Raw genomic sequence first — 15,068 nt, 5'->3', positions numbered from 1 at the left:
GAGTGCATGCCGGGGTAAACTCGGTCAGTCAGGGTCAAGCCTGCGGCACCATCATGCCGGCCGTTTAATTCAACATGTTGATCTTTCAGGAGACTTATCGATGCGTAATTTCACCTTGCTGAGTCTTGGCCTGCTGGTAGCCAATGCTGCCCACGCCGATCTGGGCGAGATCCCCAAGCAGTCCGGCTGGTCAGGCTTTCTGCTCGGCGGGGTTACCGCCGCCAGCTACAAGTCCAACTTCTATGCCGGAGATGACAACAACAGTCGTATCAATGATCTCGGCGCACCCAACAGCGAGAGCGGTCTGGCGCCGCTCATCAATGCCGATATCCGCTATACCTTCGCCGATACCCGCACCCAGATATTCCTCGGCAATCTGATCCAGGACGCTATCCGCTTCGACTTCACCCAGCAGCTCGGTCTGCGTCAGGAGATGGGGGACAAGGGCATAGTCGCCACCTCGCTGGTGTTCAACGTCGTCCCCGTCGAGCTATGGAGCGATCCCTTTGCCACCAAGGTGGATCGCGGCGCCACCGACGTGAAGTCGAAAGGGATTCGCGTCGCTTGGGACAAGATCTGGGGCAGCAACTTCTATGGCAACCTGACCACCCGGGAAATGGATCTGGATGAGGAGCGCAGCGGCCAGCAGTATGACCTGACCCACGGTACTCACTACGCCTCCATGCTGGATCGCAACGGCAAGCAGTATGATATGGAACTCTCCTACCAGTGGCATTTTGACGGCAACCAGCTGCTGGAGCCCGCTATCCTCTACAAGCAAGCCGATCTTGATGGCAGCGCCGAGAGTTTCAAGAACACGGGGTTGCAGCTGACCTACGCACAACGCGGCCCGCAATGGTCCATCATCAGCAACGTCTATGCCGGCAAGCGCAAGTATGACGAGTCGAACCCCCTGTTTGGCCAGCGTGCCGATGCGAACGAGTTTGCCATCAACGGCACCTTCTTCTGGCACAGGCTGTTCAGCGTCAAGGATCTCACTGCTACCTTTACTGCAGCCTACTCCACCGCCAACTCCGACATCAGCTTCTACGATACCCAATCCAGCAGCTTCAGTACCGGCCTGCTGTACAACTTCTAAGCCCTTCCCCAGCAACAACAAGGCCACCTCATGGGTGGCCTTGACATGTTCAGCATTGGGCTGACATCAGATACCGAGCGAATCGAGCAAGTCGTCATGCTCGTTGGCAGCGGGGATCGCCGCCGGGGCAGGTTTGGTCGCCGCCAGCTTGGTCTGGGCGATCAGTGCATCCGGATCCAGCTCCTCCTCATCCATGCCATCGCTATGAATGCGGATGAACTCCGTCCTGTCCATCGCCAGCTCCAGATAGAAGATGTTGTTGCGGGCGGTAAAGAAGGTGACCCGGCGCGATTCCGGGTTGTCGAGGTTGGTATCGACGCTCAGCATCACCTGCTTGTTCAGGGCCAGCATCTTGGGCTGGTTCTGGGTGATGTGAGTCTGCAGATCACGGCCCACCTTGACGGTGAAACTGCCGACAATCTGGTTCATCAGTTCACCCATGACGTTGCTAACCTCGTCCGAGGTGTGGGAGATGGCGAGATCTTCCTTGGAGAGGCCCATGCTGAGCATGTAGCTCTCATAGAGCTCCATGGCGGCGGCGGCGGAAAAGTTGATCACTACCAAACCGGAGAAGCCACCATCAAACAGCACGAAACAGCCGATATCCGGCTTGAGACAGGTCTTGCTGATCCGCTGCACCATGCCGGAAAAACGCACCTGACTCTGGGTCGCCGCACTTAATACATCCGTAACCGAATGACACAGGCTCAGCAGCACATCCTCTGTGGTCAATACGGCGTCGTTGTCGGCTCTTGTCACTATCATGGGACCTTCCTGAACATCGAAAATGGGCTTATCTATACCATAACTCTAACAGATAGCGCGGCTTGGGCTTCGAAATAGCGAGCCGCCTCTCACTTGACTCAATTGTCAGTGTCAAGCGGGCTGAATCCGGCCAGATTGCCGAGCTTGAGGCGCCAGCTGGCAGCCTCCTGCTGCAAACTGGCCTCGTCATGAGGCAAGGAGGGATGCGCTCCCCAGATGGGCCCCGGCCATGCCCGATCCGTAGTAAAGCGGGCGACATGATGCAAATGCAGCTGAGGGACCAGATTGCCGAGCGCCGCCACGTTGATCTTGTCCGGCCGCAGCGCCTGCTCCATCAGGGTGGCCAGGGCACAGGACTCCTGCATCAGTTGTTGCTGTAGCTCGGGCGCCATATGGTGAATTTCCCGCAAGTTGGCGATCCGTGGTACCAGAATGAGCCAGGGATACTGGCTGTCTTTGGCAAGCAGGACACGACAAAGCGGCAGATCCCCGAGCAACTGGGTATCCGCCTGCAGGCGCGAATGCAATTCAAACATGAAAACCTCGTTGGGTACGATGAACGGAAAGCCTGAAAAGGAGTGTCCACGTTACTGCAACGGGCGACAAACTTAAAGTCGCGGCACGGCCCAGCCGATAAAGCGCTTGCGAAGCTCGGGGTCGGCCTTGAGGAACAGCTGCTGCAACTGCCGCTCCAGCTCGCTGGTGGCCAAGGCGGGAGCCGTGGCGCCTGCGGTTGCAGTGGTGGCCACGGCGGCTGTCGTCAGCGCCGCCTTGCCGGCGCCGCGATTGTACTCATCGAGCCGGGCACGCCAGTCCATGCCGAGCAGCATGCCGCTGGTCACCAGCGCATCCTGCTGGATGGGGAGCGCCTGGCCATCCGCCTGCAATGCCACCACAGGGGCCTTGGCATAAAGCTGCATTCCCTTTTCAGTGGCCGGTACGCTGGCCACCAGCTGCAGGCGCTGTTGGCTGGCCTGATAGCGCAGCACCTGCGGCTCGGATCGCACCTGTCGATCATTTTCGCTGCTGCTGCGACTCGGGATCACCCCCTCATAGCGCACCAGCAGTTGCTGCTCCCCGTCCGCCAGGGTGGCATGCTGCTCATCCTGCAACTTGCCATTGCTCACCGCCAGGATCTGGAAATCCGTTGGCACCGCTACTTCGACCTCGGCCTGCGCCGTACTCATGCCCACTGCCCCGCACAGCAGTGCCAATCCAACCCAACCCTGATAACCCTTCATGTTCGCTCATCTTCCTGATCGCTGTGATGGGCGCAGGGTAACAGCCGAAGATGACAGAAAAATAACGGCGCAGAGCCCTCATAACAGGTAGTGGGGCCGCTCGGCAAACCACTGGGCCAGCACCTGCTTGAACAACCGGATCTTGCGCGGTACCCGCCGCTGCTGGGCGTGCAGCACGTGCAGCGGGTGCAGACCTGTCTGCCACTGACCCAGCACGGCCACCAGCTCGCCACTCGCCAGCCAGGGCTCCACCAGCATCAACGGGCATTTGGCGTACCCCATGCCCGCGCGGGCCAGTTGCAGTACGGTACTGTAGTGATTGGCCCGCACCTTGCCCTGCACCAGAATGTGAGCCTCCTCCTCCCCCTTGCGAAAGTGCCACTGCTCCCAGGCCGGGTTGTGGCCCTGCAACAGGCAAGGGCGACCGCTCAGCTCATAGGGCGTGGCGGGGAGGCCTTCTCGCGCCAGCAGGGTCGGACTGGCCACCACCACATCCTTGAGCCGACCAAGCGGCAGCGCCACCAGATTGTCGGGGATGCTGCTCATGGCGCGCAGGGCGATGTCGTGCTCTCCCTGGCTCATGTCGATCATGGTGTTGGTGAAGTTGAGCTCGACCTGCACCCCCGGGCAGAGCTCGGCAAAGCGGCCGAGCAGCTCGCTCACCATGCGATCCCCCGTGCTGACCGGGCAGGTGAAGCGCAGCCGGCCACTGTCCTCCTCGGTCAGCGCCTGTATATCCTGCTCCGCCTGGCGGGCCAGTGCAAAGATCTGCCCCGCCTGCAAATAGAGGGTCTTGCCCGCCTCGGTCAGGCTGAGACGGCGGGTGGTGCGCTGCAACAGCTGGGCATTGAGGGCGGCTTCCAGGGCGCTGACATGGCGGCTCAGCATCCCCTTGCTCACCCCCAGAGCATCGGCGGCGGCGGAAAAACTGCCCCGCTGTACCACCTCGTAGAAACTGGTCAGATGGGAGATGTCCATCATTAGCTCCAATATGGAAACAATGCGTTTATTTTACGCGCTTTTTCTCCCTTTTTATCGCGCTAGAATCAACATATCCCAACCAGGAGTGAAACAGATGAAGATTGTGATTGTGGGTGCCTCCGGCACCGTCGGCTCGGCCGTCAGTGAACTGCTTGCCAAAGACCACCAGGTGATCCGGGTCGGTCACAGTCGTGGCGATGCCACTGTCGACATGCGTGACCCCGCCTCCATCAAGGCGCTGTTTGCCAAGCTGGGGACGTTCGATGCACTGGTGGTGGCCAGCGGCAGCGTGGCCTTCAACGGCCTGACCGAGATGACGGACGAGCAGTGGCAGGTGGGACTGGAGAGCAAACTGATGGGCCAGATCAACCTGACCCGTGCCGCCATCCCCTACCTGAATGACAAGGGTTCCATCACCCTGATCAGCGGCATTCTGAGCGAGGAGCCCATCAACTGGGGGGCCAGTGCGACCACCATCAACGGCGCCATAGAGCACTTCGTCAAGGCGGCAGCCTGCGAGCTGCCCAAGGGGCTGCGCATCAACGTGGTAAGCCCAACCGTGCTGACCGAGTCGATGGACAAATACGCCTCCTTCTTCCCGGGCTTCGTGCCGGTGCCGGCCGCTCGGGTGGCCCAGGCTTACCAGAAATCCGTGCTCGGCGTGCAGACCGGCCAGGTGTTCAGGGTCAACGGCTGATGGCCGCCCAGCCGGCACGGCAACAAAAACGGGCCCCGTGATGGGGCCCGTCTGTTTGTCGGCTTGTTCCTTTCCCCACCAGCAAACGTTTGTTTTCTGGCAACAAAAAAAGCTGTGTGCCTCAGTCGATCAGCCCGTACTGCGCGCGCAGCACTTCGATGATCTCCTGCTTGGGATTGGCGCTGCGTACCAGCGGCTGACCGATGATCTTCTCGGCAATCCCCACATAGGTGTTGGAGATGTCCATCATCACCTCGGTCGGCAACTTGTTGTCGCGGGCCAGGGCGAAGCGCTCGGGCATGCGGTGCTTGTTGAGCAGAATGTCCGGATCCGGGAAGTGGTTGAGCAGCCACTGACGGAAACCCTCTTTCGACTTCTCGACGATCTGGCCGTCGCGCAGGGCGGCGCCATCCCAGATGCGGGAGCTGTCGGGGGTGCCCACTTCATCCATGTAGATCAGCTTCTCGTTGCCGGCGGCGTCATTGACGTAGCCAAACTCGAACTTGGTGTCGACGAAGATCTGATCCAGCTCGGCCAGCGCGTCGCTGATGACGTTGAAGCCCTCTTTGAGCAGCACTTCGTAGCGGTCTATGTCGGCCGGTTTGCTGAAGTTGAAGCCTTTATAGTGGCGTTCGATATCAGCACGGGAGACGTTGACATCATCGGCTTCCGGCACGCCGTCCAGCCCCGTCAGCACACCCTTGGTGGAGGGGGTGATGAGGATCTCCGGCAGTTTCTGATCTTTCTTCAGCCCTTCCGGCAAGGTGATGCCGCAGAACTCGCGCTCGCCATCCTTGTAGGCACGCCACATGGAGCCGGTGATGTACTGGCGGGCAATCGCCTCGATCATCACGGGGCGGGCTTTTTGCACGATCCAGACAAAGGGGTGCGGGATATCCAGGATGTGGCTGTCGGCCAATCCCTTCTCCTTGAACAGCTTGAACCAGTGGCTGGAGATGGCGTTGAGTGCCGCCCCTTTGCCCGGTACGCCGTTGAGCCCGTCCACGCCCTGCCAGATGCAGTCGAAGGCCGAGATACGGTCACTGATCACCATGAGGGCAAGCGGCGCATCGGCTGGCACATCATAGCCTTTCTCCTTGATGAGCCGGGCACTGTCTGCCGGGGTCAACCAGTAGACGCTGCGCACTTTGCCGGAATGGACAGGTTTATCGGTACGGATCGGCAAATCGTCATTCACCGCCAATACTTGATCTGCAAGACTCATGGCTAATAACACTTCCTGTTTGTGGGAGGAATAAAACAGGGGCACAGGGCCCCTGTTTCTGGGGGTTAACATATCAAGCGCATCAGACCCTGTATTTACAGGGGGATTAACCTAACAAAACAGGGGCACTAGGCCCCTGTTTCTATTCTGTTTTTGCTGCCTGGTCAGCCAAGCCCTTGGCGAATGCCTCGGACAGGCTGATGTACATCTGGGAGATGACACCGGACGACACAGGCTTCTTGTCCTTGTCGAACAGGGTGATGGAGGTCTTGCCCCCCGCCATCTCGCCAAGCTGGAAGCGGTACTTGTCCTCTTCCAGTTTGAACGGCTCGCTGCCCTTGGCCTTCCAGAACTCGCTGCCCGGCTCGTCATACTCGACGTCGATCCAGCCCAGAGACTGCTGGGTATCCTTGATGCTGAAACCGTAAGCTGGCAACACCTGGTTGAGGCGACGCCACACTTGATCAAACGAACCGTTGGCAATCCAGGCACTCAGCTCGTTGTTGTCCAGCCCCAGTTCCAGCCCCATGCCATCGTTGGCCTTGTGCTGTTCGCGGGACTTGAGTTGCTTGTCGTAGTAGAGCGAGAACTGGTTCAAGGCACGGGTGGCGTAGCGCTGGGCATCGGCCGGCGTCAGCACATTGCTGGTCTCGCCGTCGATGGTCTCTTCGTGATCCAGCACCCGCACCGACATGTTGACGGCGTGACGCTGAGCATCGTTGCGCAGGGTGAACTGGTAACGCTGACGGATGTTGAAGTCGTCATCCTCTTCACTCCAGCCATCGAGCGCCTTGGTGTTGTCAAACCAGCCGGTCTGCAACACGCCGGCCTGCTGATCCAGCTTCTCCGTGGTCACCTTGTACTGGGCAAGGAAGTTCATCAGGAAAGCCCAAGTATCGCGCTCCACGCTCTGGGAGGTGCTCAGGGCATAGAAGGCCACTGTGGGCTCGCTGGCATTGAGCACCACCTGGCTGCCCGGCACCACGGTCAGCAGCTGGGCGGGCGGACGCACATCAATCTTGGCACCGAGGGCACCTTCACGGCTGCTATCGGGCAACGCCGGGATGTCGAAACTGCTGTTAAAGGCGGGGGTACTCAACCCGGTCGGCACCAGGAATGCGCGGCCTTCAAGGCGGGCATCCTCGTACTCGAAACCACGGTTGGCCATCTTGCGCTCTTGGGGTGAGCTACAGGCTGCCAGCACGGCAACGGTCGCCACACTCAGCACCAGGCGCACTGCATTTCCCTTTCCATTTGCTTTAAACACTCGCCATCAACTCCGCAGTGGTCAGTGCTCGCGTCATCGCTTGTTCGCCCTCGGGGGTGAGGTCGGTGAGCGGCAGACGCAAGGTCGCCGTCGCCATCAATCCCAGTCGGGCACAGGCCCACTTCACCGGGATGGGACTCGGTTCGCAGAACAGAGTCTGATGCAACGGCATCAATCGATTGTTGATGTCATGGGCCAGACCGGCATCACCGGCCAGCGCTGCACGACACATGTCGGCCATCTGGGCCGCTGCAATATTGGTGGTGACCGAAATGACTCCGTCGCCACCTTGCAGCATAAAATCACATCCACTGGCATCATCGCCACTATAAAGCGCGAATTCCGCTCCGCACAGCTCACGCAGCAGCGGAGTACGGCTCAGATCCCCGGTGGCCTCTTTCAGACCTATGATGCCGGGCACTCTGGCCAGTCGGGCTACCGTCTCCGGTTTGAGGTCGCAACCGGTGCGACCGGGCACATTATAAAGAATTTGGGGCAGACCACTAGCCTCGGCGATCGCACAATAGTGACGATAGAGGCCTTCTTGAGTGGGTTTGTTGTAATAAGGGGTAACCGAGAGACCCGCTACCACGCCAGTTTCGGCGAATCGTTTGGCCAGGGCGATGGCATGGGCGGTATTGTTGGAACCGCAACCGGCGATGACGGGAATGCGTCCTGCGGCCAGTTCCACGGTTTTTTCCACGACGGCGATATGCTCCTGCTCGCTCAGGGTCACCGATTCCCCCGTGGTGCCAACCGCAACGATGGCGGTGGTGCCTGCGCTGACATGATAATCGACCAAGGCGGCCAGACTGGTCCAATCGACTTCACCTGAAGCCAGCATAGGGGTAACGAGGGCAACGATACTACCGCGTAACATGGATATTTCTCCCGATTTTCAGGGGCGTTATGGTAAAGCTGCCCCCTTGGAAAAACAAGGGAGGCAGGGGGCAAGCCGTGATACCATTCTGCACAAAAAGCGGTGCGCGAGCGCGACGGCCTACGCCAATCTCGGGTCATCTCGACTCGAGACAAGGCTCGCAGCCACGACATTCTCAACAAGGTTGCCATGTACAAGCGCAGGGAATGGCTCAAGGCCGGTCGCCCAGCCAGGGCGACACCCGTGGCGCTCACATTCGCAACAAGCTAATGGACGAGAGAAGATTTATGACTCACTACCTGGTCGTAACGGCCATAGGCACGGACAGGCCTGGCATAGTCAATGAGGTCACCCGCCACGTCAGTGGCTGTGGTTGCAACATTGTCGACAGCCGTCTTGGTATCTTCGGTAATGAATTCACCTTCATCATGCTGCTGTCCGGGGACTGGAACAGCCTGATGCAACTCGAGATCAGCCTGCCACTGCGCAGTCAGGAGTGGGATCTCATCACCATGATGAAGCGCACAGAGCGCCACCAGTCGCTGCAGTACGACATCAGCGCCAACGCCGAGATCCTGATCCGCGACCAGCCCGGCATCGTAAGCCAGTGCACCCAGTTCTTCAGCGACCACGGCTGGGACATCCAGGCCATGCAGACCATTACCCTTGAACAGCAACCCTTCAACCTGCTCAAGGCGAGCTTCCAGCTCAATCTGGCCAAGCAGGGAGAGACTGCCGGCTCGGAAACGGCCTTCGCCGGATTCTGTCGCGAACTGGGCGCAGAATCGTTCGAATTCATCGTCAACAACAAACACGCCTGACGGCGTTCGGAGACCCCATGCAACCACTACAGGCTGGTACCCAGGCCCCCGACTTTTCCCTGCCCGATCAGGACGGCAACCCGGTTCGTCTTGCCGATCTGCGCGGCAAGAAGGTGCTCATCTATTTCTATCCCAAGGCGATGACCCCGGGCTGCACCACGCAGGCCTGCGGTCTGCGTGACATCAATGGCGAGCTGGCGGCCCTCAACGTGGTGGTGCTCGGCATCAGCCCGGATCCGGCCAAGCGCCTGAAGAAGTTCGAGGAGCGCGACAGCCTCAACTTCCGCCTGCTGGCCGATGAAGATCACGCGGTGGCCGATGCCTTTGGCGTCTGGGGCCCGAAGAAGTTCATGGGCAAGGAGTATGACGGCATTCACCGGCTGAGCTTCCTCATCGATGAAGAGGGCAAGGTCGCCCACCGCTTCGACAAGTTCAAGACCAGCGACCACCATCAGGTGGTGCTCGACCTCATCAAGGGTTGAACCCGCCCGGCCTGAAAAACACCCAATACAAAAAGGGCCTGCAACTGCAGGCCCTTCGTTTGTCCGCTCGCCAGTCTCGCTGCGTGATGACGGCATCAGCCAGCGCATCCCGGCGGGGAGCCATCTCGGCCGCCCTTTCCTTGCCCCGTCGGCCAGAACCTGTGGTCACGGCGACTGAGTCCTGGTTGTGATGGTCATGCATGCACCTGTATCGGGGCCTTGGTGAGTCAGTTGGCGCAAGCCAAATGACACCCACATTGTTGCCAGCTCAGGCCGAAACACAAGTGCGCAACCGCTACCATTAATTAACCCGTCGCAGAGCCATTTTGATTTCCCGACCCGGCTTTCTCGCCAACCTCCCCTGCCAGATCAAAAAATTCATCTGAGATATGGGTTAACGTGACCCCAGTTTCATTTTCCAGTGAGAAAAGCCCATGAACATGAGCCACACCGAACGCCTGATCCTGAGCAACCAGTACGAGATCCTGGCCAAACTCAATCCGGAGAAAGCGGCGTCTTACCAGCGGGCCAGCACCATCATAGCGCGCGGCTACTGCCTGCAGATCCTCGAACTGGAGAAGAGTTTCGGTCATCTGGATCTGGCCACCTGTCAGGAGGTGATCGATACCCTGGAGCTGCACCATGCACTGGCCATCTCCTGGGGCAATCTGGATGCAGCCGATCAGGGCGAGATCAACGCCAACCGGCTGGAGTTCAACGGCTACAGCCGCAGTCAGGAGCGGGAGCTGGCCGACTATGTCTGCTTCCTGCTGGAAGTGGACAAGCGCTTCCCCGAACTCAAGTGCCCGTGCGACGAACTCTCCAGCGACATCGCCATGCGTGACAAGTATCAGCGCATGCTGACAGCATGGCGCCAGTGCCCCCGTCAATACAAGCTCTCCATCCAGGAGATCCGCAAGGTATTGGCGGCCTGATCGCGATAGATGGAAAAGGCGCCTCTGGGCGCCTTTATCTGATTGGAAAACCTTGTTCGCCTATTCGTAGAGAAAAGATTTGTCCAGCTGCTTGAAGGCGGCATTGAGGGTATCGGCCAGCTCTTCGTAACGGGGCTGGGCCACCAGTTGGCGATGTCCGCCCTGCTCGTTCATCTTGCCGTTGATCTCGCGATACCAGCTGGCAAGGGAAGGAGGCAGGCGGGTATCGGCGCGCTGACCGAGCCAGTAGTAACCTTGCAGCGGCAAGCTGAGCAGAAACAGCACAGAGGCCATGACCGATGGCCAGTAGTGCAGCTCACCAAGCTGGAACTGCAGCATGACGCTGAGCACCGCCAGTGCCGGGATGATCTTGAGGGCGAATTCGGTGGCCTTGATCACCCGGTTCTCGGGAAACATGGAATTAAGCTCGGGACGGCGGGGCCAAAGGGTCATATAATGACGGCCTTGCTGTAATTTAGTTCCAAAAATGTTCATGCTCATGCTACCTCCGAGCTTTTTTTGAACGTATTAACGGCAAAACCTCGACTATATTTGATGTGCAATAACAAAGGTTGAGGATGACTTTGTTATTTTTCAACAATCGGGTTATCCTTTGTACGCCCAATTTTTGCGCCAACGGCCTGCCGTTGCGCTGTCAGGGACGTCTGGATTTCGGGTCTTGTATCACTATACAAGGGGCAAGCAACAGATTGCCAACCCTCATAAGGATAAGTTGAAAGTTTTTGGACGCAACGCGTCCAACGCATCCTCCTACACAACCCAATCTGCGATAGGATTTATTCATGAGTAAGCTGGTTCTTGTACTTAACTGTGGCAGCTCGTCCCTGAAGTTTGCTGTCATTGACGCAACCACCGGTGATGATCTGTTGTCCGGCCTGGCCGAGTGTTTCAACCTCGACGACGCCCGCATCAAGTGGAAACTGAATGGCGAGAAAGGCAGTGCCGATCTGGGCGCAGGTGCCGCTCACCAGGAAGCGCTGGACTACATCGTCAACAAGATCCTGCCGCTCAATCCGGAACTGTCCAAGAATCTGATCGCCATCGGTCACCGTGTTGTGCACGGTGGTGAGCGCTTCACCTCCTCCGTCGTGATCTGTGATGACGTGATCGCCGGTATCGAAGCCGCCGTACCGTACGCACCGCTGCACAACCCGGCTCACCTGATCGGTATCCGTGAAGCCCGCCGTATCTTCCCGGCCCTGGCCGACAAGAACGTGGCCGTGTTCGACACAGCCTTCCACCAGACCATGCCGGAAGAAGCCTTCCTGTACGCCCTGCCGTACAAGCTCTACAAAGAGAACGGCATCCGTCGCTACGGCGCACACGGCACCAGCCACTACTACATCAGCCTGGAAGCAGCCAAGCAGCTGGACAAGCCGGTAGAAGAGCTGAATATCATCAACTGCCACCTGGGCAACGGCGGTTCCGTCTGTGCCATCAAGAACGGCAAATCCGTTGATACCTCCATGGGTCTGACCCCGCTGGAAGGCCTGGTCATGGGTACCCGCTCCGGCGATCTGGACCCGGCCATCATCTTCTTCCTGCACGACAAACTGGGCATGAGCGTGGCGGATATCAACACCATGCTGACCAAAGAGTCCGGCCTGCAGGGCCTGACCGAAGTCACTTCCGACTGCCGTTTCGTTGAAGACAACTACGACAGCAAAGAAGAAGCCAAGCGTGCCATGGACGTTTACTGCTATCGCCTGGCCAAGTATATCGGTGCCTACGCCGCCGCCATGGACGGTCGTCTGGATGCCGTGGTCTTCACCGGTGGTATCGGTGAAAACTCCGCCCCGATCCGTGAAATCACCCTGAACAAGCTGGGTCTGCTGGGCTTTGACGTCGATCACGACGCCAACCTGGCCGCCCGCTTCGGCAAGGGTGGCGAGATCACCAAGGCTGGTTCCACCAAGGCCCTGGTAATCCCGACCAACGAGGAGTGGGTCATTGCCCACGACGCGCTGGAACTGGTCGGCGCATAATTTAGCTGTAGAGCAAGGCCGCCCCAGGGCGGCCTTTTCCTGATCCCAAAAAATGAACAAGGGGTATTAAGTGGCACGCACTATTATGCTTATCCCGGTCGGCACTGGTGTCGGCGTAACTTCCGTGAGTCTTGGCGTTGTCCGCGCCATGGAACGTCACGGTGTCAATGTCAGCTTCTTCAAACCGGTCGCTCAGCCGCGTCCGGGTGAAACCGGTACCGAGCGCTCCACCGCCGTGATCCGCGCCGCTGCCAACATCAACCCGCCCGAGCCGTTCGCCCTCTCCTACGCCGAGAACATGATCACCTCCAGCAACACAGATATCCTGCTGGAAGAGATAGTGGCCCGCTTCGAAGAGCACGTGAAGGCGAGTGGTGCCGAGGTGCTGGTCATCGAAGGCATGGTCCCGACCGACAAGCAGCCGTTTGCCAACAAGCTGAACTACGACGTCGCCAAGGCGCTGGATGCCGATATGGTGTTCGTAACCCATCCGGGCAACGACTCCAGCCAGAAGCTGAAAGAGCGTATCGAGCTGGCCTGCTCCAACTTCGGTGGAGTCAACAACCCCCGCATCGTGGGTTGCGTCATCAACAAGGTTGGCGCTCCGGTTGACGAGCACGGCGTGACCCGCCCCGACCTGACCGAGATGTTCGAGGCGCACCACCACACCTCTGAAGCGGCTCACAATCTGGAAGTGCTGCAGGTGTTCGGCAAGAGCCCGCTGCGCATCCTGGGTTGCATCCCCTGGAATACCCAGCTGATCGCCCCGCGTGCCAAGGATCTCGCCAAGCATCTGGCAGCCAAGATCCTGCACAAGGGTGAACTGGACAGCCGTCGCCTGCAAACCGTGACCTTCTGTGCCCGTTCCATCCACAACATGGTTGAGCACTTCCGTCCGGGCAGCCTGCTGGTGACCTCCGGCGATCGTTCCGACGTCATCGTCTCCGCCTGCCTGTCCGCCATGAACGGCGTCAAGCTGGGTGCCCTGCTGCTGACCGGCAACTACCATCCGGAACCGCAAGTGCTGGCCCTGTGCCAACAGGCCATGGCCACCGGCCTGCCAATCATGATCACCGGCACCAACACATGGCAGACCGCCGTCAGCCTGCAGAACTTCAACGTCGATATTCCGGAAGATGACCGCGAGCGTATCGAACTGGTGCAGGACTATGTGGCTGGCCACATCGACAAGCACTGGATCGAGTCTCTCTCCGCCAAGTCCACCCGTTCCCGTCGTCTGAGCCCGCCAGCATTCCGTTATCAGCTGACCGAGCTGGCCCGTCAGGCCAACAAGCGCGTCGTGCTGCCGGAAGGCGAAGAGCCGCGCACCATCAAGGCTGCCGCCATCTGTGCCGAACGTGGCATCGCCCGTCCGGTGCTGCTGGGCAACCCGGAAGAGATCCGTCGCGTCGCCGAACAGCAGGGCGTGGTGCTGACCGACCGTGTCGAGATCATTGATCCGCTGGAAGTGCGTGAGCGCTACGTGCCACGTCTGGTCGAGCTGCGCAAGAACAAGGGCATGACCGAAGTGGTTGCCCGCGAACAGCTGGAAGACAACGTGGTGCTGGGCACCATGATGCTGGAGCGTGGCGAAGTGGACGGTCTGGTATCTGGCGCGGTACACACCACAGCCAACACCATCCGTCCGCCGATGCAGATCATCAAGACCGCCCCTGGCTCTTCCCTGATCTCCTCCATCTTCTTCATGCTGCTGCCTGATCAGGTGCTGGTGTACGGCGACTGCGCGATCAACCCGGATCCCACTGCCGAGCAGCTGGCCGAGATCGCCATTCAGTCCGCCGACTCCGCTGCCGCCTTCGGCATTGAGCCGCGCGTCGCCATGATCTCCTACTCTACCGGTACCTCTGGCGCCGGTGCCGATGTAGAGAAAGTGCGTGAAGCGACCGAGCTGGCCAAGGCCAAGCGCCCCGACCTCATCATCGACGGCCCGCTGCAGTACGACGCGGCCATCATGGAGAACGTGGCCAAGTCCAAGGCACCGAACTCACCGGTTGCCGGTAAAGCTACCGTGTTCGTGTTCCCGGACCTGAACACCGGCAATACCACCTACAAGGCGGTACAGCGCTCCGCTGACCTGGTCTCCATCGGCCCCATGCTGCAAGGCATGCGCAAGCCGGTCAACGACCTGTCCCGTGGCGCCCTGGTTGACGACATCGTCTACACCATCGCCCTGACCGGTATCCAGGCAGCTCAGGCCGAGTAATCGACCTTCAGCCGACCCTGTGAAAAACCCGCCGAGAGGCGGGTTTTTTTATGGCGGACGGGCGACATGTTGATCCGCAAGATCAAGTCAGGATCCTGACTGGATCCCAATTCTCATTGCCAGCGCCTGCCTGGCAAGGGAGAGAAGATAAGCAAACACTCACACCCGCCAGAGGAGATTGCACAATTGCACCCCAGCAGAGATCAGATCCAAATACCCCTTTAAGATCAGCTAACTAACGCTAGACACACCGCTAATCTACAGAGTTTTCCACAGCTTTTGTGGATAGTTTACTGATCATTTGAAAGAAAATGACAGACTCGCACTTCCCCCTTGGCTCATCTTGCGCCCATGAAAAAGGCTATGTCCCAATTACGTGTTGCATGGGGTGCCCCAGCGCCTCATGCAAACACGCTTTGATATTTACTCCCCTTCCGTAACGCTC

At 59.1% G+C, this 15,068-nt stretch carries 15 protein-coding genes; 7 read left to right on the top strand and 8 right to left on the bottom strand.

From position 1 onward, the window contains the following. Positions 1 to 100: 100 nt before the first annotated feature. Positions 101 to 1,099: a DUF2860 family protein gene (locus tag ACW5XD_RS00075; RefSeq protein WP_456493075.1), complete on the top strand. Its 999-nt coding sequence runs from the start codon at positions 101 to 103 to the stop codon at positions 1,097 to 1,099. A gap of 66 nt (positions 1,100 to 1,165) precedes the next feature. On the opposite strand, the gene ACW5XD_RS00070 is transcribed toward ACW5XD_RS00075, so the two are convergent. The 4 genes from ACW5XD_RS00070 to ACW5XD_RS00055 form a co-directional block, all read right to left on the bottom strand. Continuing rightward, a complete protein-coding gene (locus tag ACW5XD_RS00070) occupies positions 1,166 to 1,864 on the bottom strand; it encodes a DUF3334 family protein (RefSeq protein ID WP_456493074.1) in 699 nt (232 codons plus the stop codon). A gap of 98 nt (positions 1,865 to 1,962) precedes the next feature. Then, the gene (locus ACW5XD_RS00065) at positions 1,963 to 2,400 is read right to left on the bottom strand and encodes an HIT domain-containing protein (RefSeq protein ID WP_456493073.1); all 438 of its coding nucleotides are present in this window, start codon (positions 2,398 to 2,400) and stop codon (positions 1,963 to 1,965) included. 72 nt (positions 2,401 to 2,472) lie between these two features. Beyond that, on the bottom strand, positions 2,473 to 3,105 hold the full coding sequence (locus ACW5XD_RS00060; protein ID WP_456493072.1) for a DUF2057 domain-containing protein: 633 nt from the start codon (positions 3,103 to 3,105) through the stop codon (positions 2,473 to 2,475). Positions 3,106 to 3,183: 78 nt separating this feature from the next. Beyond that, positions 3,184 to 4,083, bottom strand: coding sequence for a LysR family transcriptional regulator (locus tag ACW5XD_RS00055; RefSeq protein WP_456493071.1), 900 nt, complete (start codon positions 4,081 to 4,083; stop codon positions 3,184 to 3,186). A gap of 97 nt (positions 4,084 to 4,180) precedes the next feature. On the opposite strand from ACW5XD_RS00055, the gene ACW5XD_RS00050 reads away from it, so the two are divergent. Continuing rightward, the gene (locus tag ACW5XD_RS00050) at positions 4,181 to 4,783 is read left to right on the top strand and encodes a short chain dehydrogenase (protein ID WP_456493070.1); all 603 of its coding nucleotides are present in this window, start codon (positions 4,181 to 4,183) and stop codon (positions 4,781 to 4,783) included. Between the two features lie 121 nt (positions 4,784 to 4,904). On the opposite strand, the gene ACW5XD_RS00045 is transcribed toward ACW5XD_RS00050, so the two are convergent. The 3 genes from ACW5XD_RS00045 to dapA form a co-directional block, all read right to left on the bottom strand. Then, entirely contained in the window at positions 4,905 to 6,008 is a 1,104-nt protein-coding gene (locus tag ACW5XD_RS00045; RefSeq protein ID WP_456493069.1) for a phosphoribosylaminoimidazolesuccinocarboxamide synthase, read from the bottom strand. 142 nt (positions 6,009 to 6,150) lie between these two features. Then, entirely contained in the window at positions 6,151 to 7,275 is a 1,125-nt protein-coding gene (gene bamC / locus ACW5XD_RS00040; protein ID WP_456493068.1) for an outer membrane protein assembly factor BamC, read from the bottom strand. Next, complete coding sequence (dapA, locus tag ACW5XD_RS00035; RefSeq protein WP_456493067.1) at positions 7,268 to 8,155, bottom strand: 4-hydroxy-tetrahydrodipicolinate synthase; 888 nt, start codon at positions 8,153 to 8,155, stop codon at positions 7,268 to 7,270. The genes bamC and dapA overlap by 8 nt, the downstream gene beginning before the upstream one ends. Positions 8,156 to 8,442: 287 nt before the next feature. Here dapA and ACW5XD_RS00030 point away from each other — a divergent pair, with 287 nt between their 5' ends. The 3 genes from ACW5XD_RS00030 (at position 8,443) to ACW5XD_RS00020 (ending at position 10,393) form a co-directional block, all read left to right on the top strand. Continuing rightward, positions 8,443 to 8,976 (top strand): glycine cleavage system protein R, encoded by a 534-nt coding sequence (locus ACW5XD_RS00030; protein WP_456493066.1) that lies wholly within the window; start codon positions 8,443 to 8,445, stop codon positions 8,974 to 8,976. Positions 8,977 to 8,993: 17 nt separating this feature from the next. After that, entirely contained in the window at positions 8,994 to 9,458 is a 465-nt protein-coding gene (gene bcp / locus ACW5XD_RS00025) for a thioredoxin-dependent thiol peroxidase (RefSeq protein ID WP_456493065.1), read from the top strand. Between the two features lie 434 nt (positions 9,459 to 9,892). Continuing rightward, positions 9,893 to 10,393: a YfbU family protein gene (locus tag ACW5XD_RS00020; protein ID WP_456493064.1), complete on the top strand. Its 501-nt coding sequence runs from the start codon at positions 9,893 to 9,895 to the stop codon at positions 10,391 to 10,393. A gap of 60 nt (positions 10,394 to 10,453) precedes the next feature. Here ACW5XD_RS00020 and yfbV read toward each other — a convergent pair whose 3' ends face one another. Beyond that, on the bottom strand, positions 10,454 to 10,894 hold the full coding sequence (gene yfbV / locus ACW5XD_RS00015) for a terminus macrodomain insulation protein YfbV (RefSeq protein WP_042865674.1): 441 nt from the start codon (positions 10,892 to 10,894) through the stop codon (positions 10,454 to 10,456). A gap of 302 nt (positions 10,895 to 11,196) precedes the next feature. Here yfbV and ACW5XD_RS00010 point away from each other — a divergent pair, with 302 nt between their 5' ends. Next, a complete protein-coding gene (locus ACW5XD_RS00010; RefSeq protein ID WP_456493063.1) occupies positions 11,197 to 12,399 on the top strand; it encodes an acetate kinase in 1,203 nt (400 codons plus the stop codon). 70 nt (positions 12,400 to 12,469) lie between these two features. Next, the gene (pta, locus tag ACW5XD_RS00005; protein WP_456493062.1) at positions 12,470 to 14,623 is read left to right on the top strand and encodes a phosphate acetyltransferase; all 2,154 of its coding nucleotides are present in this window, start codon (positions 12,470 to 12,472) and stop codon (positions 14,621 to 14,623) included. The last annotated feature ends 445 nt before the right edge of the window (positions 14,624 to 15,068 follow it).

Source organism: Aeromonas enterica, from assembly GCF_054052465.1.
Note: the sequence above shows the minus strand (reverse complement) of the source record. Positions and strands in the feature narration are given on the sequence as shown.

Bases quoted from the DNA above. Each gene is read 5' to 3' on its own strand.
- ACW5XD_RS00075 (WP_456493075.1), top strand. From the start codon at position 101: ATGCGTAATTTCACCTTGCTGAGTCTTGGCCTGCTGGTAGCCAATGCT.
- ACW5XD_RS00070 (WP_456493074.1), bottom strand. From the start codon at position 1,864: ATGATAGTGACAAGAGCCGACAACGACGCCGTATTGACCACAGAGGAT.
- ACW5XD_RS00065 (WP_456493073.1), bottom strand. From the start codon at position 2,400: ATGTTTGAATTGCATTCGCGCCTGCAGGCGGATACCCAGTTGCTCGGG.
- ACW5XD_RS00060 (WP_456493072.1), bottom strand. From the start codon at position 3,105: ATGAAGGGTTATCAGGGTTGGGTTGGATTGGCACTGCTGTGCGGGGCA.
- ACW5XD_RS00055 (WP_456493071.1), bottom strand. From the start codon at position 4,083: ATGGACATCTCCCATCTGACCAGTTTCTACGAGGTGGTACAGCGGGGC.
- ACW5XD_RS00050 (WP_456493070.1), top strand. From the start codon at position 4,181: ATGAAGATTGTGATTGTGGGTGCCTCCGGCACCGTCGGCTCGGCCGTC.
- ACW5XD_RS00045 (WP_456493069.1), bottom strand. From the start codon at position 6,008: ATGAGTCTTGCAGATCAAGTATTGGCGGTGAATGACGATTTGCCGATC.
- dapA (WP_456493067.1), bottom strand. From the start codon at position 8,155: ATGTTACGCGGTAGTATCGTTGCCCTCGTTACCCCTATGCTGGCTTCA.
- ACW5XD_RS00030 (WP_456493066.1), top strand. From the start codon at position 8,443: ATGACTCACTACCTGGTCGTAACGGCCATAGGCACGGACAGGCCTGGC.
- bcp (WP_456493065.1), top strand. From the start codon at position 8,994: ATGCAACCACTACAGGCTGGTACCCAGGCCCCCGACTTTTCCCTGCCC.
- ACW5XD_RS00020 (WP_456493064.1), top strand. From the start codon at position 9,893: ATGAACATGAGCCACACCGAACGCCTGATCCTGAGCAACCAGTACGAG.
- yfbV (WP_042865674.1), bottom strand. From the start codon at position 10,894: ATGAGCATGAACATTTTTGGAACTAAATTACAGCAAGGCCGTCATTAT.
- ACW5XD_RS00010 (WP_456493063.1), top strand. From the start codon at position 11,197: ATGAGTAAGCTGGTTCTTGTACTTAACTGTGGCAGCTCGTCCCTGAAG.